General features: G+C 68.4%; 14 protein-coding genes. 6 read left to right on the plus strand and 8 right to left on the minus strand.

What is annotated here, in order from left to right; all coding sequences use genetic code 11:
• Positions 1 to 106 precede the first annotated feature (106 nt).
• The 3 genes from ACWEQQ_RS07860 to ACWEQQ_RS07870 all read right to left on the minus strand — a co-directional run bounded on the left by ACWEQQ_RS07860 (position 107) and on the right by ACWEQQ_RS07870 (position 1,592).
• Positions 107 to 355, minus strand: a complete 249-nt coding sequence (locus tag ACWEQQ_RS07860) for a hypothetical protein (RefSeq protein ID WP_354849849.1) — start codon at positions 353 to 355, stop codon at positions 107 to 109.
• 333 nt (positions 356 to 688) lie between these two features.
• Positions 689 to 934: a hypothetical protein gene (locus ACWEQQ_RS07865; RefSeq protein ID WP_452338821.1), complete on the minus strand. Its 246-nt coding sequence runs from the start codon at positions 932 to 934 to the stop codon at positions 689 to 691.
• 70 nt (positions 935 to 1,004) lie between these two features.
• Positions 1,005 to 1,592 carry a hypothetical protein gene (locus tag ACWEQQ_RS07870; protein ID WP_452347661.1) on the minus strand — a complete coding sequence of 196 codons (588 nt, stop codon included), beginning with the start codon at positions 1,590 to 1,592 and terminating at the stop codon, positions 1,005 to 1,007.
• 145 nt (positions 1,593 to 1,737) lie between these two features.
• Here ACWEQQ_RS07870 and ACWEQQ_RS07875 point away from each other — a divergent pair, with 145 nt between their 5' ends.
• On the plus strand, positions 1,738 to 2,571 hold the full coding sequence (locus tag ACWEQQ_RS07875; RefSeq protein ID WP_452347662.1) for an acyl-CoA thioesterase domain-containing protein: 834 nt from the start codon (positions 1,738 to 1,740) through the stop codon (positions 2,569 to 2,571).
• Positions 2,572 to 2,753: 182 nt separating this feature from the next.
• Positions 2,754 to 4,133, plus strand: coding sequence for a lipase family protein (locus tag ACWEQQ_RS07880; protein ID WP_452339031.1), 1,380 nt, complete (start codon positions 2,754 to 2,756; stop codon positions 4,131 to 4,133).
• 16 nt (positions 4,134 to 4,149) lie between these two features.
• Here ACWEQQ_RS07880 and ACWEQQ_RS07885 read toward each other — a convergent pair whose 3' ends face one another.
• The gene (locus ACWEQQ_RS07885; protein WP_452338819.1) at positions 4,150 to 5,700 is read right to left on the minus strand and encodes an acyl-CoA carboxylase subunit beta; all 1,551 of its coding nucleotides are present in this window, start codon (positions 5,698 to 5,700) and stop codon (positions 4,150 to 4,152) included.
• A 182-nt stretch (positions 5,701 to 5,882) separates the two neighbouring features.
• Between ACWEQQ_RS07885 and ACWEQQ_RS07890 the strand changes: the two genes are divergently transcribed.
• The 4 genes from ACWEQQ_RS07890 to ACWEQQ_RS07905 all read left to right on the plus strand — a co-directional run bounded on the left by ACWEQQ_RS07890 (position 5,883) and on the right by ACWEQQ_RS07905 (position 9,150).
• Positions 5,883 to 7,250, plus strand: a complete 1,368-nt coding sequence (locus ACWEQQ_RS07890; RefSeq protein ID WP_452347698.1) for an ABC1 kinase family protein — start codon at positions 5,883 to 5,885, stop codon at positions 7,248 to 7,250.
• A gap of 114 nt (positions 7,251 to 7,364) precedes the next feature.
• Positions 7,365 to 7,622, plus strand: coding sequence for a hypothetical protein (locus ACWEQQ_RS07895; protein ID WP_452347663.1), 258 nt, complete (start codon positions 7,365 to 7,367; stop codon positions 7,620 to 7,622).
• A gap of 91 nt (positions 7,623 to 7,713) precedes the next feature.
• Positions 7,714 to 8,064, plus strand: a complete 351-nt coding sequence (locus tag ACWEQQ_RS07900; RefSeq protein WP_379384847.1) for a hypothetical protein — start codon at positions 7,714 to 7,716, stop codon at positions 8,062 to 8,064.
• 654 nt (positions 8,065 to 8,718) lie between these two features.
• Positions 8,719 to 9,150 (plus strand): hypothetical protein, encoded by a 432-nt coding sequence (locus tag ACWEQQ_RS07905; protein WP_452347664.1) that lies wholly within the window; start codon positions 8,719 to 8,721, stop codon positions 9,148 to 9,150.
• A 54-nt stretch (positions 9,151 to 9,204) separates the two neighbouring features.
• On the opposite strand, the gene ACWEQQ_RS07910 is transcribed toward ACWEQQ_RS07905, so the two are convergent.
• The 4 genes from ACWEQQ_RS07910 to ACWEQQ_RS07925 all read right to left on the minus strand — a co-directional run bounded on the left by ACWEQQ_RS07910 (position 9,205) and on the right by ACWEQQ_RS07925 (position 18,262).
• Entirely contained in the window at positions 9,205 to 12,216 is a 3,012-nt protein-coding gene (locus ACWEQQ_RS07910; RefSeq protein WP_452347665.1) for an alpha-mannosidase, read from the minus strand.
• Positions 12,217 to 12,325: 109 nt separating this feature from the next.
• Positions 12,326 to 13,207 (minus strand): DUF4231 domain-containing protein, encoded by an 882-nt coding sequence (locus ACWEQQ_RS07915; RefSeq protein WP_452347666.1) that lies wholly within the window; start codon positions 13,205 to 13,207, stop codon positions 12,326 to 12,328.
• The gene (locus tag ACWEQQ_RS07920) at positions 13,204 to 17,493 is read right to left on the minus strand and encodes an nSTAND1 domain-containing NTPase (protein ID WP_452347667.1); all 4,290 of its coding nucleotides are present in this window, start codon (positions 17,491 to 17,493) and stop codon (positions 13,204 to 13,206) included. The genes ACWEQQ_RS07915 and ACWEQQ_RS07920 overlap by 4 nt, the downstream gene beginning before the upstream one ends.
• A gap of 103 nt (positions 17,494 to 17,596) precedes the next feature.
• Entirely contained in the window at positions 17,597 to 18,262 is a 666-nt protein-coding gene (locus tag ACWEQQ_RS07925; protein ID WP_452338813.1) for a respiratory nitrate reductase subunit gamma, read from the minus strand.
• Positions 18,263 to 18,294 lie beyond the last annotated feature (32 nt).

Below are 18,294 nucleotides of genomic sequence, written 5' to 3' on the forward strand. Positions count from 1 at the left end.
AGCCGCGGACGGAAGGTCCGTACACATGGATAAGGGGCCCCTCGCGGGGCCCCTATCAGCGTGCCGTGGACCTGACGAGTCGGCCTGCGGCACGGCCGGATTCGGATTACTGCCTGATGAAACTGGAGGCGATGCGCCAGAACGCCTCCGGTTGCATGCAGTGCAGATCCCAATCGTTCACCATGGCGTGCGCCGTGGTGACGATCCGCTCGATGTCGAAATCATACCGAGTGGCCGCTCCAGTGGATTCGACCTGGCGGATGACGAAAGCGGTTGCCGTCTCACGTGAATAGGTTTGCTCCGGCTGACTTCTGTCGGCAAACCCGAGTCGGCTGAGGTTGATTGGCTGATTCATTCGAACGCCCCTGACGCCAGGCCGACGGCTAACGGTGGGCGAAGAATCGCCGGTGATTCACCGCTCGGCTCTCTGGTTGTCCCCTTATTGGTGCCTTGCACGATGAGTCTATGACCGTGCATTGCGCAGATGCAAGTACATCTGCAACATCGAATTCGCAGCGCCAGAGTAGTTTTCGGTGTGCTATGAGTTTGCGAAACGAGGGTTGGCAAAAGGTTGCAATCGGCCCCGAGCAGGGCTTTTCCAGTACTTCCGATCGAAAGTTCCGGCGAGAATGGACTGTTCCGATTTATCCAGGAATTAGCGGAAGATCAAACTCGGCCCTCGAGGTGCTCAAACTCTTCCCGGACGGGCGGAGTCTCGCCGCATCGCGGCTTTGAGCCGGCGATGTTCGATGATCATCAGGCCGATTCCGAAACGCAGACACACCGCGCCGGCGAGCCCGCACAGCGCGCTCCAGGTGAGTGCGCCGTAGCCGGCGGTCGTCAAAGTCAAAGCGATCGCGACGATTCCGGCCGCGGCCAGAATCGGTCCCGGGAGATTATGGGTGTCGTCGTAGGCGGGCGGAGTGACAGGCATCAACACTGTCCTTTCTCCGGGGGTATTGCAGAACCGATAACAACCGGATACCCGAGCAGGCTCGGGCGAATCACACCGCTGTAGACCCGTGTTCACACCGGCCGTCGGTGATGCCCAGATCGTCCAGCAGGCCGAGGAACGCGCGCGCATAGGGCGAGGCCGCGGTTTCGGCCCGCACCCGCCCCCAATCGACCTGGGCGCGCAATTCCCGCGCGATGTGCAGCAGCCGGGTGAAATCCAGCCGCTGTGGATCGGACACGGTGAGCTCGTCCACCAGGAAGTCCGCGACGGTCACCACGGGCACGGCGATCGGCCCGATGGGCAGCTGCTCCGCCCGGGCCAGCAGTTCATCGGTGACGGGACGGTAGTTGGGGCGGAACACCAGATCGACGCGAATATCGCGGTCGTACAGCGTGGTCCGCTCGGCGTCGGGGGCCGGCAGCGGCGGCCGCAGTCCCGCGGCGGCCAGCAGACGCTGCCCGCGGGCCACGTCCGCGGGCAGCAGCAGCACATCGACCTCGGAGTGCGGGCCGGTGACCGGCCCGCCGCGCGCGTAGACCGCGCAGTCGCCGGTGAGCGCACAGGGAATGTCGTTGTCCTGCAGGACCTGCATGGTGAGCGTCAGGGTGCCGAGCAGCCGGTCGATGGTGCGGACCATAGCGATGGCGTACCCGTGGTCCGGCGGGCTAATCCGGAACCGCCGCCGGCCCGGCCAGCGGGCCCTGAATTGATACGGGTTTCACACGTGTGTTAGGTCTGAAAAGAAGTGGATCGATCAACCTGAGTGGACGGGAGCCGGTGCCGTGGTGGATGTGCCCGCGTATTTCGACGAGGTGGACGGCGGTTTCTTCCCGACGCCGTTCGCGGCCAGCCAGTGGTCCTCGGCGCAGGTGGTCGGCCCGGCCCTCACCGGCTTGCTGGCCCGCGAGCTCGAACGCGCGCACGCCACCGACGGGTTCGTGCCGGTGCGGCTGACCGTGGACCTGTTCAGCGCGGCGCGCTTCGAGCACACCACCACCCCGACCGTGCGGGTGCGCGACGGCCGCCGGATCCGGGTCGCGGATGTGAGCGTGGTGCAGGGCGGCACGGTGGCCGCGCGCGCCACCGCGGTGCTGCTGCAGCCCGCCGAGCAGCCGCCGGGGGAGTTGTGGCACCGGGAGCGGGAGCCGCAGCCGCCGTCACTGGAGATCGCGCCGCCCTCGCCGCTGCCGCAGACCCCGCTGTTCAACAGCGGGGAGGACTCGCCGGTGTGGAGCTCGATGCCCACCGAGCACGAGAACAACCTCCGGAAACGCACCTGGCAGAACCCGATCCGGGTGGTGACCGGCGAGGCGCTGACCCCGTTCGTGCGGGTCGGGTTGGTGGCCGAGGCCACCAGCATGATGACCAACTGGGGCGACAAGGGCATCGGGTTCATCAATACCGATATGACGCTGGGCCTTTCCCGCCAGCCCGAGGGCACCGAGATCGGCGTGCAGGCCGACAGCCATTTCAGCGAGCGCGGCCTGGCGGTCGGCGTCGCGACGCTGTTCGACCGGATCGGCTCCTTCGGCAGCTGCATGGTCACCTCGGTGTCCAATGCCGGTCGCCAGATCAGCAATGCGCAGCTGGACATGGTGATGCGCCGGAGGATGTGAAACACGACCCTCCGGGCACGGGCCGGTCTCGATGTGGCGTCGAACCGACAAGTCCGGAGTGCGGATCAGAGTGTCCCCGTAGGCTCGGGCGCGCGAGAGACCCGGGGCCGACCCGTTCGAAGACAGTTCTGATCCGTGGGGGTGTTGTGCTGCGTCGCCTGCGAAATATCGCCGGTGCCTTGATGATCGGATGGTGCACGATCGTCGCTTACGGTGCCGCACCGGGATTCGCGCAAACACCCGACACCGGAGCACCCGCGATCCCACCCGCTCCGCCCGGAATCCCCCTGCCCGCACTGCCCGACATCCAGCACTGGATCGACGAGGTGATCCCCGCGCCGCCCCTGGCACCGGCCCCGGCGGACTCGCCGCTGGTCGACACCGCCCAGCTGCCACCGGATTTGGCGGCGTTGCGGGCCGCGGCCATGCCCGCCGCCATCGGTGACTCCTTCGTCGACGACTGGCCCGACGGGCTCGACGGCGCCGACCCGGGCGGCATCGTCGCGGTCCGCGACGTAACCGCCACGGCCGCACCCACACTGATCGTGCCCGTGCGGCAGGTGCTGCAGCTGAAGTACCGCACCAACGACTCTCACGACGAGCCCTCCTACGGCATCGCCAGTCTGGTGCTGCCGGTGGGCGATTGGACCGGGCCGGGAGAGCGGCCGGTGGTGGTCAACAACCTGCCCATCGACGCGCTGGGCCGCGACTGCAACCCCAGTTACACGCTCGCACACGGCTTCTCCCGGGCCTCCAACTTCACCGGGTACATCCTGCCCACCACCCAGCTGGCGCTGTTGCGCGGCTACGCGGTGCTGATCACCGACCACGAGGGCCCGCGCATGGCCTACGCCGAGCCCATCGTGGCCGGGCATGCCATCCTCGACGCCATTCGCGCGGTCCGCAATCAGCTGCCGGATGAGCTGGGCGACAGCAGGTTCGGCATGATCGGCTACTCCGGCGGGGCCATCGCCACCAATGGCGCGGTGAAGCTCATGTCCGAGTACGCGCCCGAGCTGGCCGACGTGGTGGTCGGCGCGGCCCTGGGCGGAGTGCCCGCGGACTTCAGCCTGCTGGCCCACTCCATGAACGCCAATCTGGCCTCGGGGGTGTTCCTGAGCGCGGTCTTCGGGATCGGCCGCGAGCGGCCCGAAATCCTGGCCCGCATGAACCATCTGGGGCAGTGGGCGGCGGTGTCGGCGCTCAACAGCCAGTGCAGTGAGGTCTTCGCGGTGCCGGGCGTGCTGCAGCTGCCCATCGACGTCGCGGCGAACATCCCGGACCCGCTGGACAGCGATCTGGCGCACGAGATCTACAGCATCACTCGCATGGACGGTAGGAAATCCCCTGTGCCGCTGTTCATCTACAACGGCGAGCAGGAGTTCTGGGTACCCGCCGTGGGCGCGAAGAACCTCTACCAGGAACAGTGCGCACTCGGCGTGCCGGCGGTCTACCGCAGCGTTTTCGGCGAACACTTCATCGCCGCGGCCACCGGCTATCCGGAATCGCTGAACTGGCTGGACCAGCGCCTGCAGGGTGTGCCCGCGCCCAACGAATGTTGACCGCGGGCAACGGTTCTCAGATCGGGAACAGGTTGTGCTTGCGCGGGTTGTGCTTGCGGACGGTGTCCTTCTCGCGCAGCAGGCGCAGCGCCTTGCGGATCTCGAGGCGGGTGGCCGACGGCTCGATGACCGCGTCGATGTAACCGCGCTCGGCCGCCACCCACGGGTTGTCGATGAGCGCGTTGTAGAAGTCCACCATCTGCCGGCGCACGGTCTCGCGCTGCTCGGGCGGGGTGGCGGCGAGGGTCTTCTTACCGGTGACGGTGACCATGCCGTCCGCGCCGATGACCGCGATGCGGGCGGTCGGCCACGCCAGGTTGATGTCGACGCCGAGCTGCTTGCAGCCCATGACCGCGTACCCGCCGCCGTACGCCTTGCGGGTCACGATGGTGACGATCGGCACCGTGGCCTCGATGAGCGCGCGGAACATACGGCCGCCACGCTTGATGACGCCGTTGCGCTCCTCCTCGAGACCCGGCAGCACGCCGGGGGTGTCGACCACGTAGACCAGCGGGATGTTGAAGGCATCGCACAGCCGGATGAAGTACGCGCCCTTGTCCGAGCATGCCGCGTCCAGTGCACCGCCCAGCACCATCGGCTGATTGGCGATGACACCGACCGGCCGCCCGTCCACGCGGGCGAATCCGGTGATGAGGTTCTGCGCGGCGGCCTCGCCGATCTCGAGGAACCCGCCGTCGTCGAAGATGCGCAGCAGCACCTCGTGCATGTCGTAGCCCTGGCGATCCGAATCCGGGATGATCCGGTCCAGTTCGCGATCGGAGTCGGTGAGCTCGGGCTCCAGGCCGGGGTTGATGATCGGCGGCTGCTCGAGGCAGCTGCTCGGCAGGTAGCTCAGGTATTCGCGCGCCCACTGCAGGGCGTCGGCCTCGGTCTTCGCCACGTGGTGCAGCAGTCCGTTGCGGGCCTGGACGGCCGCGCCGCCCAGCTCCTCGGCGGAGATCTCCTCGCCGGTGATGCCCTTGATGACCTCGGGCCCGGTCACGAACATGTACGAGTCGTCGGTGGCGACCAGCACGTCCATGTTCACCGGCCCGTAGACCGAACCGGCCGCGCACTTGCCGAACATGACCGCGACCATCGGCACATAGCCGGACAGGTCCTCCTGCAGCCGGCACATGGTGGCGTACCAGGCGAGTGCGGTGACGCCCTCCTGGATGCGCGCGCCGCCGGAGTCGTTGATCACGACCACCGGGCAGGCGTTGTTGTACGCGAATTCCATGGCGAGCCGGACGCGGCGGCCGAAGGTCTCGCCGACCGAGCCGCCCTGTACTCCGGAGTCGTGGGAGATCACCACGACCGGGCGGCCGTCGACGGTGCCGCGCCCGGTGACCACGCCGTCGCCGTAGAGGGCATTGGGCTGGCCGGGCGAGCGCATGAGCGCGCCCATCTCGACGAAGCTGCCCGGGTCCAGCAGCATCGTGACGCGTTCTCGGGCGCTGGCGACGCCTTTGGCAAGACGCTTCTGGATGCCCTTTTCACCGGTGGGTTCTTCGGCGATCTCCAGGAGCTTGCGCAGTTCTGCCAGCTTTTCCGCTGTACCCGTCATTACCTCTGTCTTGCCTTTCCGCCAACAGTCAGAGTGGGCCCGATCGCGCCCGTGTCGAGCCGGATCGCGACTCGACCGACTACGGTACCGTGCGGTGTGGACCCGAAACTACTGAACGTGTCGGTAACGTGTGCCGCGGTGTTAGCAATGTCAGCGATACACTGCGGCGCGTGAGTTCACCTATGACTGTGCGAGCCGGGACGCCCGAGGTGATCCGGCCCGACCTCGACACCTTCGGGTTCTCGGAATGGCGGCGAACAGCCGTGGTCGGTGTGGTACTGGGCGGCTCGGTCGTGGGCAGCGTGCTGCGCGGCGGCCTGCGTCCCGCCAAGCGCAAGCGCGCCGCGGCCGAGGGCCTGGTGAACGGTTTCGAGACGCTCGGCCCGATGTTCGTGAAGCTGGGCCAGCTCATCGCGTCCTCTCCGGGCGCGTTCCCGCGCGAGCTGGCCGATGCCTGCCTGCGCTGCCTCGACGACGTCCCGCCCTTTCCGGCTGCGGACGCCCGCGCCATCATCGAGGCCGATCTGGGCAAGCCGATCTCGGAGCTGTTCCGCGAGTTCGACGACGAGCCGCTGTCGGCGGCCTCCATCGCACAGGTGCACGCGTGCGTGCTGGCCGATGGCCGGCCCGCCGTGGTGAAGGTGCAGCGGCCCGAGATCGCCCGGCGCATGATCGTGGATCTGCGCGCGGCCATGCGGCTGGCCCGCAGCCTGGAGAAGCGGTCGGAGAACGCCCGCGTCGCCAATGCGCAGGCGGTGGTGCGGGATCTGTACGAGGCCACCGTCGCCGAGCTGAACTTCCTCATCGAGGCCGACAACCAGACCCGCGCCCGCGACCATCTGACGGCCTTCGGCGACAACACCAATGTGGCCGTGCCCGAGGTGTATTGGGAGTACTGCGCACCCCGGGTGCTGTGCATGGAACGCATGCGCGGCATGCCCCTGGACCGCTTCGACGATATCCGCGCGGCGCACCCGGAGCCGGAGCTGCTGATCCGCCGCCTGGTGAAGGCCTGGATGGAATCGGTCGCGGTGCACGGTCTCTTCCATGGTGACGTGCACGCCGGCAACCTGTGGCTGCTCGACGACGGCCGGGTCGCCATGCTCGATTTCGGCATCGTCGGCCGGATGGAGTCCGAGTGGCGCGAGTTCGTGCGCGCCCTGTTCTACGCCAGCTCCATCGACAACGACTTCCGTCCGGTCGCCCGCGCCCTGCGCGCGCTGGATCTGGTCGCCGACGACAGCGGTGACGACGCCACCATCGGCCGCCAGCTCGCCGTGGCCCTGGGCCCGGTGCTCTCGGGCAGCCTCGACAAGCTCGACCTCGGCGTGGTCTCGGCCCGCCTGCTGGAATTCGGCAAGCGCCGCGGCACGTCGGGCCCGCAGCAGCTGGTCATGATGGGCAAGCAGCTCGGCTACTTCGAGCGCTACGCGGTGGCCCTGGCCCCGGGCTGGAAGCTCGGCCGCGACCTGTACCTGTTCCGCAATATCTTCCCCGCGGAGGTGGCCGCCAAGGCCGCCGAGGACGGCGTCACCCTCCCCGCCGACTGACAGCGGCCCCGCCGGCGTGGTCAGCGCGCTGTCGGTGGCTCGTCAGCGGCGGGCGTCATTGTTCTTCTCGTAGCCGGAAACACCAGCTCCGGCACCGGAACAAGGAGAACAACGATGTCGAACAACAACGTCCTCGCCGAGATGATCGCGGGCCGGCTGGACGAGGCCCGGACCCGGGCCGAGCAGAGCGTGCGGGCCGCGTCGGTGGCCCGGGCACGCGCCGGGCAGCAGCCGTTCCCGCGGCTCAGCAGGGCCGAGGTGAAAGAGGTGCGCGCGGAGGCGCGGGTGCAGGCGAAGCGCATGGTCGCGGAGCTGACCGGAAAGGCGTGCGAGCCGGCCGCGACGGCGTACGGCCGCGGTGTGAAAGCCTGAGAGAAGAGCCAGGAAACGCTCAGGCTACGACCAGTATCGCCCGGCACTGTGGATGACGGAAACAGTGTCGGGCGAGCGCGTGAGGTGCGGAATGGTCGAAATCGAGGTCACCGGAACCACTGTGACGGTGCGGGTCACCGGCGCTCACCGGCTGCTCGCGCTGCGTGATCACGTGAGCTTCGACCTGTCGCAGGTCACCGCCCTCGCGCCCGCGCCGGTGGATCTGCGCCCGCCGTGGGTGCGGGCGCCGGGCACGTTCTTCCCGGGCGTGATCGCCGCCGGCATCTTCCGGGGCAAGGGCCGGAAAGAGTTCTGGGATACGCGTTTCGACGGTCAGGGTGTGCTGATCGATCTGGCGGGGTCGGAGATCACCCGCCTGGTCGTGGATGTCGCTGATCCGCAGCTCGCATTGCGGCAGCTCTCCTCGGCGATTGCGGCCTGATCGGGCGAGTGCGGCCGGATTCGATCTCGGCGGCTGCATTCCCGGGGCCGATGCCGCTCGTGCCGAAAGCCTTTCTCGCGTGGCGGAAGCCTTGCGCGTGGCTACGGCACGAGGCGAGCGGGAGTGGACGGGTGGACGGACGCGGGAATGTGTCAGGCAGTCGGGCAGAGGAATCCACCGGCGGGTGGCGGGACCGGAACGATCCTTTCCGGAGCGGCCGGTGCCGCCGGGACATTGCCGGCGGGAACCGACGAGTGGGGAGCCCCTACCCCTGCTCCGGGATCGGGCGTCCCGATGTCACCCGAACCCCACGCCGCGGAGGGGTTCATGGTGAATACGGCTGCACAAACGAATGCACTGACGAGCAGGCCGATGGCTTTCTTTCGTGTCATGGAATGCGACGGTACAACCAGCTCAATGCAATTCGTGGGAGGCTACGTCGCCTCGGAATGTCGCCGACCTGCTGATCATGTGTTCAAGATTGTGAATTCGGCTGCGGCGCAAAAAGACTGATCGGTCGGAATAGATCGCTTTCAGACTTATGGTTTATCGGGACGTACCAGCGCACGTTTCGATGACGAACTGGCGTGTCTGCGGGAGATTTGCCCGATTCTATTGTTGACTACCCGGGTTGTCCGACCGGGAGGAAGCCGAATGACCGCTGGGCCGGGTTCGAGGATTGCCATCGCAGGGCCGCTCACGCTGGCCCTTTCCGCCGCGCTGACCGCCACCGCGCCCCCCGGCGTCGCCGCGGGAGCGTGCGGGGCGAGCCTCGGGGACTATCGCGGTGAGTTCACCGCGGCGGAGGACTCGACGAATGTACTGAGTTTCGACGGCACGGGCGGCATTGCTCTCCGCAGTGCCCGGCTCGGGAACGGTGCGGGCATCTACACGGTCATTCCGTCCGGTGGATTCACGGCCACTCTGCGTTTGACCGACAGTGGCGAGGATGTCGCGCGGCCGGGCAATCGGACGGCGATGGTGAAGAGTACTGCCTTCATCTGCCCGGGGCCCGGGACCATGGTCGGGAATTTCAGTTCGCTCGATCAGAGCGGTCGGCGATTCAACTATGTGCGGTCGACCTGAATAAGTCATGCTCGCTGTGGGACACGGGTTTTCGGAGTTCGGAACGAAATGGCGTCACCGGCGGCCGAATCGGAGGGTCACCAACTGAAAAGGCCGCAGTCGCAATCGAATTCCCCGGCCCTCCGGCGTCGCGGTCGTCTCGCCGGGCAGCGGTCGCTCCAGCAGGTCGCAGCAGTGGCAGCCGGTGGTCGCGAACTCGGGGGTCAGCAGCGCCGAGGCGCGGCCGCCGCCCGCCTCGTAGACGCGCACGATCACATCACCGGATCCGTCGTCGGCGAGTTTGACGGCGCTGGTCACCACATCGTCGTTGTCGATGGTGACCAGCGGCGCGACCGGCTCGGCGACGCCGGGTGTGAAGGGCGGCAGGTTGATTCGGTATCCCGCCCGGACCGCATCGCTGATCGAGGCGCCCGGGACCAGGGCGTGCCGGAAATGGTGGGCGCCCTGGTCGGTATGGGGGTCGGGGAATCGCGGCGCACGCAACAGGGAGGCGCGCACGGTGACGGTGGCGCCCCCGTCCGGCCGGACCGTGCGGGTGAGGTCGTGGCCGTAGGTGGAGTCGTTGACCAGGGCCACGCCCCAGCCGGGTTCCGCCAGGTGGATGAAGCGGTGATTGCAGGCCTCGAACTTGGCGTACTCCCAGCTGGTATTGGTGTGGGTGGGTCGGAAGAGGTGACCGAACTGGGTTTCCGACGCGTAGCGGTCGGCGTGAATGTCCAGGGGGAATGCGAGTTTGAGGAATTTCTCCGTCTCGTGCCAGTCGACGGAGGTGGCGATCTCCAGGGCCGGGTCGTTCGATCGCAGGGTGAGGGTCTGCTCGACGGTCGAGGACCCGAAGGACCGCCCGAGGCGAACCACGACCGCTGCCGGTGAATCCGTCTCCGCCGTAAGGAAGTCGATGCCGGCCAGGTCGGTGACGTTGTTGCGGTAGAAGCGATCGACATCCCAGGCGTCCCACGAGTTGGGGTAGTCCTGGTGCAGCTGTAGCAGATTCGCCATCGCACCGGGCGGCAGGGTCTCGCGGTCGTGCTCGATGTCGTACAGCGACACCAGCAGACCGCGCGCGTCCACCTCGGCCCGCACCAGGCCGTTCGCCAGCACGAACCCGCCGCCGGTCCGCTCGGCCACGGTGCAGTCCCGGCCCGGCTCCTCGGGCGCCGCGCCACCGGCGGGAATCCCGCGCCAGGCGTGCGGCGCCGGATTGAAGACGTTCGGCCCCGACCGTTCACCGCCCAGGGCCCACTGTGCGCGTTCGATGATCGCCGACAGCTCGGCGGCGACCTCGGTGTAGGTGCGCTCGGCCTCGCGATGCACCCACGCGATCGAGGAGCCCGGCAGAATGTCGTGGAACTGGTGCAGCAGCACGGTCTTCCAGAGCCGGTCCAGCTCGGCGGCGGGGTACTCGAATCCGGTCCGCACGGCCGCGGTGGCGGCCCACAGTTCGGCCTCGCGCAGCAGATGCTCACTGCGCCGATTGCCCTGCTTGGTCCTGGCCTGGCTGGTCAGGGTCGCGCGATGCAGCTCCAGGTACAGCTCGCCCACCCACACCGCCGGGTTCGGGTATTCGGCCTCGGCCGCGGCGAAGAAGTCGGCGGGCCGGTCCCACCGGACCGTGGGCGCGCCCTCGAGATCGCGCATCCGGGCGGCCTTGGCGACCATCTCGCGGGTGGTTCCGCCGCCGCCGTCACCCCACCCGGTCGGTGCGAGCGACCGGGTCGCCCGCCCCTTCTCCTTGAAATTCCGTGCCGCATGGGCGATTTCGCGGCCCTGCATCGAGCAGTTGTAGGTGTCGACGGGCGGGAAGTGGGTGAAGATGCGGGTCCCGTCGATGCCCTCCCACAGGAAGGTGTGGTGCGGGAACCGGTTGGTCTGGCTCCACGAGATCTTCTGTGTCAGTAACCATCTGGAGCCCGCCGCCTTGATGATCTGCGGCAGCCCGGCCGCGAAGCCGAAGGTGTCGGGCAGCCAGGCCTCCTCGTTCTCGATGCCGAACTCCGCGAGGAAGAACCGTTTGCCGTGCACGAACTGCCGCGCCATGGCCTCGGAGCCCGGCATGTTGGTATCCGACTCCACCCACATGCCGCCGGCCGGCACGAACCGCCCCTCGGCCACCGCCGCCTTGACTCGCGCGTAGATCTCGGGCCGGTGCTGTTTGAGGAAGTCGTATTGCGCCGCTTGGGACATCGTGAAGATGAAGTCGGGGTCGTCGTCGAGCAGAGCGGTCATGGAGGCGGCGGTCCGCGCGACCTTGCGCACCGTCTCGCGCAACGGCCACAACCATGCCGTGTCGATGTGCGCGTGCCCGACCGCGGAGATGCGGTGTGCCGAGGGGATGGCGGGCTGGGCCAGCGCCTCGGCCAGGCAGGCGCGGGCGGCGCTCGCGCCCGCGTTCACGTGCTGGAGGTCGATGGCGTCGAGTGCGCGCTCGATGGCCCGCACGATGTCGTAGCGCCGCGCGGGATCCTCCGGCATCTCGTGCATGAGTTCCCCGAGCACCTCGAGGTCCTGCACCAGCTGCCAGACCTCCTCGTCGAACACCGCGAGATCCAGGCGGCCCAAACGGTATTGGGGTTCGGTCCCGGCGGTCTCCCGATCGCCGAGCGCGGTCGGCCCGAAGAACGGGATTACCGGGTTGGACGCCGCCTCCACATGCAGCAGCACCTGCTCGCCCCCGGCCGCGGGCGCCGCCACGCGCACCCACCGATTCCGCGGATGCAGCCCCTTCACCGGCGTCCCGTCGGCGCGATACACCAGGCCCTCGCATTGAAATCCGGTCATGCCCTGGTCGAATCCGAGATCGATGATCGCCTCGACGGTCCGGCCGGCCCAGCTCGGCGGCACCGTCCCTTCGACGGTGAGCCAGCTGGTGCCCCACGGCGCACCCCAGCGGGCGCCCGGCCCGGTCGGCGTGCGGGGCGCGGTCAGCCCCTCGGCGACCGGCACCGGTTCGCCCGGCGCCGCCCAGATCGAGGCCCGCAGCGGCACCGACTCCGGATAGACGGCGGGGACGATGCGGTCGAGCACTCGCCCGAGCCTGTCTTCGATCAACCGGCGGTCATCGTGCATGTCGGTGGCTCCCTCGGGCGTGGGTCGGGACCGGCAACCGTGTCGAGCCCGACTCTAGCGGCCCGGGTCCGCGGGCCGGGACGATCGCACCGTTGGCGCGGGCCGATTCTCAACGGGCGCTGTCCTGTTCGGACCACTTGGCCATCCAGGCGGTGTTTTCGGTGGCGATGACGGATTCGCAGGCGGCGACGAAGGCGGGCCAGTCGGTGCTCACACTTGTGGCGCGGTCGTCGGCGAGGCTCTGGAGGTGATGGGCGGCGGCCAGGTAGGTCATGGCCAGGTAGTCGTAGCGCTGGCCGGTCAGGTAGGCGGCGATATTGGCGGTGGCCGTAGTGAGGACCGCGACCCAGGGCGCCAGGGCGGTGGGTCCGCTGCCCGGGGTGATGGCGGCGGCCGCCGCCATCAGCGCGGTCGCCATGCCCAGGGCTATCGTCACCCGGCGCCAGCGTGCCGTGCGCCGTGTGTACCGGCGGGCCATCGGCCGGTAGTAGTCGTCGATCTGGCCCCGGATCCGTTGCCGGACATATGTTTCCGGCGTCATGGCTGCCGGCGGCGGGGTCCCCGGCGTCGCATCGGAGTCGACGTAGGGCAGCAGATCCGTCGCGGCGGTGACGATTTCGGCAGCCTTGTGACGCAGGGCGTCGATGCCGATCACGGCGCCGGCGCGGAATTCGTAGATCAGCCGCTTGATGCCCTCCGAGGTCGCGCGCGCCCGCGTCCATGCCCGGACGGTATCGGGGGTGAGGAACTGGATGCCGACGAATGCGGCGAGGGCCAGGCACACCGCGCCGAGGGCCGCGGCCCAGGTTCGTGCCGGGCCGCCCGAATGCAGCACGGTCGCGGTGGTGGTCGTGCACAACGCTCCGAGGGTGCCGGCCGCGAACGCGGTGATCCGCGCCCGATCGAGACGGTGTTTCAGCCGCCCGGCGGTCTGTGACCAGCGCAGCCGTTCGGCCCACAGTTCGGCGACGACCTCGTCGTCCGTGCTCATGTGCCCGCGTCCGGTGCGACCGGCAGGTTCTGGCAGGCCTTGCGGTAAGGGATGCTCGGTGACACCCATTCGTTCCACTCCTTGTGGCTCATATTCGCGCTGAGCTTGTCGCACAACCGGTCCGGCCAGACGGCGGGACCGGGCCACACGTTGATGGTTCCGTTCTTGTCGCTGCCGGTCACCAGTTGGCGGCCGCCGGGGGCGACGGCCAGTGCGGTGACGGTGTCGGAAGGGCCGGCGATCGGCTGTCCGATGGGCAAGCCGGAGGCGGCATCCCAGATCCGAATCGTCTTGCCCGTGGCCGCGATCAGATATCGGCCGTCCGAACTGAATGAGATGGCCTCGATCGCCCGGGCGGGATCTTGCATCGGGCCGCCGATCGCCTGTCGGGAATCGACATCGAACAGGCGAATGGAGTCGGAGGTCGCTGCAGCGAGTCGGCGGCTGTCGGGGCTGAACGCGAGCAGCCTCGGCGAATCGGTGTCGAAAAATGGCTCGCCGACCTGACGGTGGGAGTTCACATCCCACATCCGGAGTTGGGCGAGTCCGCCATTGGTGACCAGGTGTCGGCCGTCGCGGCTGAACGCGACGGCGTTGACCGCCGAATGTTCGTCGATCGGAGCGCCGATGCGGTGTCCGGTGCTCGGATCCCACAGGTCGACACTGAAATCCAGCCCGAGCGACGGCGATGTGGGGTCGTACGCCCGGGCACCCTCGGTGAGGAAGTTCTTCGGCATCACGCCGCCGACCGTGGCGAGTGCAGTTCCGTCTGGGCTCAGCACCGCCGTGCTGGCCGACTTCTGCGCGTCGATCTCCCATTTGTACAGTGGTGCGCCGGTGTTGGCGTCGAAGGTCGCGAGCGCGTAGACGAAGTCCAGGTCATCGATGCTCGTGACGACGCGATCCGACGGGGCTTTGAATCCGATTTCGTAGGCGATGATCCGGTTGCCGTCCGGGTTGAAGAACGCGTTGTAGGGAATCATCGGGTCTGTGGGAATGCTCGTTCGGAGGGTCCCGGTGCCGACGTCCCACAGGCGAATGATGCCGGGAACACTCGTATCCCGATCGTTCCGAGAGCCGGCCGACACGAGGCGAGTGCCGTCCGCGCTGTAGTGGATGGACGTCACCGAGTCGTCGTTCGTGGCCAAGGTCGTGCCGATGGTGGCGACGGCATCGGCGTTCCATGCCCGGACGGTTTCATCGCCGCCCGACAGCACCTCGTGCCCATCGGCGCTGAAACCAACGCCGCGGACACTTCTGTGATGCCCGATCAGAGGATGGCCGATCGGCTGCCGGGACGCGGCATCCCACACGCGGATCGCTCCGTCGAGGCTGCCGGACACCACACGGCGTCCGTCCGCACTGAATGCGACGGCTCCCACGCTGTCACCCTGACCGCTGAGGGCCGACCCGACCGGCTGCAGGGTTGTCGCGTCCCAGAAGTGAACGAGTCGGTCGGTGCTGCCGGACACGATCAAGCTGCCGCTCGGATCGACCGCGACGGCGAGGGCGGCGTCGTACTGCTGATCGGGTGTTCGCGCGACCGCGCTGCCCGTTTCCACGTTCCAGAGTTGCAAACCGGAATCCTCGGTGGCGGCAAGGTGGGTTCCGTCGGGCAGGAAGGCCATCTGCAAGGGCGCTCCAGTCGCCTCGACAACGCGGAGCTGTTGTCCGGCAACGACATCCCATATCTGAATCGTGCCGGGGTATATGCCTGCGGCGAGCCGAAGCCCATCGCGACTCAATGCGACCGACAGGACCGCGTATTTTCCAATCCGAAATGGACCGGCGAGATGTGAGCCGTTCCGGGCGTCCCACACCTGCACTGTTCCGTCGCTGCCCGCCGAGGCTAGGCGGGTTCCATCCGCGCTGAACGCCAGGCTGTTCACCGCACTGTTGTTGTGCGCGGTGAATGCTGCCCCCGTGGCCTGGCCGGTGCTGCCATCGCGCAGCTGCACGGTTCCCGCACTCGCTGACGCCGCATGCTGCCCGTCGGGGCTGACGGCGAATGCCGTGACGGAATTCTGTGCGGGCGTGTCGAATATCTTCACCTCGTCGGCCGTGACTGACAGCGCGTCGAGGACCGCGCCGTCGTCGGGCTGCGAGCCGATCTGGCGTGCCGCGAGGATCTCCTCGATGGCTCGGGTGTCGCCGCCGGGCCGCGCCCCGGCGAGCATGGCCTGCCCCTCGGAGACCAGGCGCAGCGCGGTCGCTTCGTGGAGCCGCTGATCCGCCTCGTTCTGCGCCAATGTGGCTCGGACGCCGAAGAATACGGCGACCAGGGCCGCGATGACGGTGAGCGCCAGCACCGCCCGCAGGATGTGTGACCGCCGGCGTAGTCCGGCGGCGTAGGCGCGCGCGTCGTTCAGTTCCTTTTCGTGGCGGCGCTGTTCGGCTGCGGTCTCGGCGTCCTGCCGCTGCCGGGAGGCGGTGAGGAACTCGCGCGCGGAGGCCAGTCGATCGGCGAAATTCGGTGTCGCGGAGACTTTTTCGGCCTCGTGGAGCCGGGCGCCCGACATCAGCCAGGCGTCGTCGCGTCCGCTGCTCTCCCATTCGGCGGCGGCGCGGTCGAGGCCGTCGGCGGTGCGCAGATCGGTGGCCTCCTCGCGCAGCCATTGGGCGAGCGCGGGCCACTCGCTGAGCAGGCTTTCCAGCGCCACCTCGACGGTGGTCTCGCCGCCGCGTTCGTCCTGGACCACCAGCCGATGGTCGACGAACGCGGCGATGAGCGGGCGGCTGGTGGCGGGCAGGTCGCTCAGGCGGGCGATGCGGCGCAGCGGCTGGTCGTGGTCCGGGGCGATGGTGGCCAGCCAGGGTACGAAGGCGGCGCGCAACTCGGCCAGTTGCCGCGGCCGCATCGAGTCGTCCCGGGTGAGAATCGAATCGATCTCCGATTCGACCACGTGCGCCATCCCGCCCATCGCCTGGTAGTCGGCGACGGTCAGTTCTCCGGCGGCGGCGTAGTCGAGGTACAGCCGCCACAGTGTCAGGGACAGCAGCGGCAGGGGATTCGCGCTGTCCGCGCAGTCGGCGAGCAGCCGTTCCACGAGATCCTCGCGCACCACGAGCGGATTGCCGGCCGCGGTCGCGCGCTCCGCCGGACCTTGCACGACCTCGGCGAACCGCGCGGGCTGCAGGGGCCGTAATTCGTCGAACACCACGCTCTTCACGGCCGCCAGCGCAGGCGAGGTCTGCAGCGGCTCGTAGCGGTCGGCCCGAATGGTCAGTGCGGCAATGAGATCCAGGCCGTCGGCCACGAGCCGGGCGAGAATCGACTGGAACACCCCGGCCTCGGGTCCGGCCTCACCGCCGAACAGTTCCTCGGCCTGATCCACCGGGAGCACGAGGGTCGGCGGCGCGGTGTCGTTCGACTCGGGCAGGCCGTCCGTCGCGGCCGCCTGCGCCTCCCTCAGCCAGGCGGTGACCCGCCCCGGATCGGACGCGCATGCCGCCTTGATCGCACCGAGGGTGGGGCGGGTGAGCCCCAGCCGCTGCCGCACCTCGAACAGTGCTGCGGCCAGGCCGATCGGACCCGTCACCGCGGCACGTTCGGGCCGGACGATGTCGAGCACCAGGAAATGCCGGTCGTCGCGGCGCAACCGCGGGAGTAGTCCGGCCCGCAGGAACGACGACTTGCCGGCGCCTGACGGGCCGAGGATGACGAACAGATTCTCGACGCGGGCGGCCCGCATGCCGCGCAGCATGTCCAGGCCGCGCACGATCTGGGCGTCCCGGCCGAAGTACACGGCCGCGTCGATCGCTTCGAACGGCTCCCATCCGCGATAGGGCGCGCGCCCGGGATCATTCGGCGGCGGCCACTCGAAGTATTCGGCCCCGATACCTGCTTCGCGCAATCCGCGCCGCAGCCGCCGCAGGCCCTCGCTCGCGAATTCGACGGGCGGACCCCCGGGTACCGGGATCGCTGTCATGGGGCCGGGGCCGAACAGATCGCTCTGCTGCCACTCCCGAGTGGATTCGCGGCTTACGAACGGTTCCAGACGCACGGCGAAAATTCGTTTGTTGAGGTTCTCCGCCGTCCGGACCTCGGTGCGGCATTCCGCCGACGAATCCCAGGTCTCCGAGATCAGGCAGATCACGGCCTCGCACCGGGAAGTGGCCCGGACCAGCGCATCCTTCCAGCGGACCCCGGGCGCGATACCCGTGTCGGGATCCAGGTCGAGGAAGATCTCGCCGACCAGAGCCGGGTCCTGCTCGACGAGCCAGGCCTTCAGCGCGATAGCCTGCCGGTTGTCCCGGCTGGAATGGCTGAGGAAAATGCGCGCCATTGCCCGAGTGTTGCCAACCCCGGCGGCCGCGTCCTGAGTACCGCATTACTCGAATTACTCAGGGGATGGGAGCAACCTCCCGGAAATCGCGGTCCCGGGAGGATCAGACCGACGGCGCGGACCGGTAAGGGGCGGCGGCGACCTGGCGGACGACGCGCACCACGGGGACGGTGAGGATGCCGGCCAGGCGGGTGTAGGGCCAGACCGCGATGATCAGCACCACGATGAGTCCGCGCGCCTGGTACAGGATCGGGGCGTGGTCCATGACCGCAGGTTCCGGATGCAGGGCGATCAGCGAGCGCGCCCAGGTGAAAAGCGTTTCGGCGGTGCGGTATCGGCCGTCGGTGGACCCGCCGTCGAACGTCACCAGCACGGCCGACATGAGCGCCGCCGCCAGCAGCGGCAGCGTGATGCGGTCCACCGGGGTCACCCGCTGCCGGACATCGGCATCGATCAGCGGCGGAATCAGGATGAGCGCCACCCCCGCGATGGTCACCGGCACGGCCACGATCTGAATGGCCGCCAGCACCAGCTGGATACCGTGGCCGGGTCGCGAATGCGGTCCGGACGCAAGCATTTCCACTACCCGCACCAGGAACACGATCGGGAAGCCGACGCGCACCGCTGCGATCCCGGCCCGCTGCGCTCGATCGATGTGCGGCCCATACAGATACCCGCGGAACCCATCGCGCCGATACCGCCAGACATGCCCGATCGCGCACGACAGCATGGCGGCATAAGGCAGCGCCACCCACAACGCGATCATCATGCCCTCACCTCACGGAGTCGGTATCCGCACTA

It is taken from the genome of Nocardia sp. NPDC004123 (assembly GCF_053603795.1).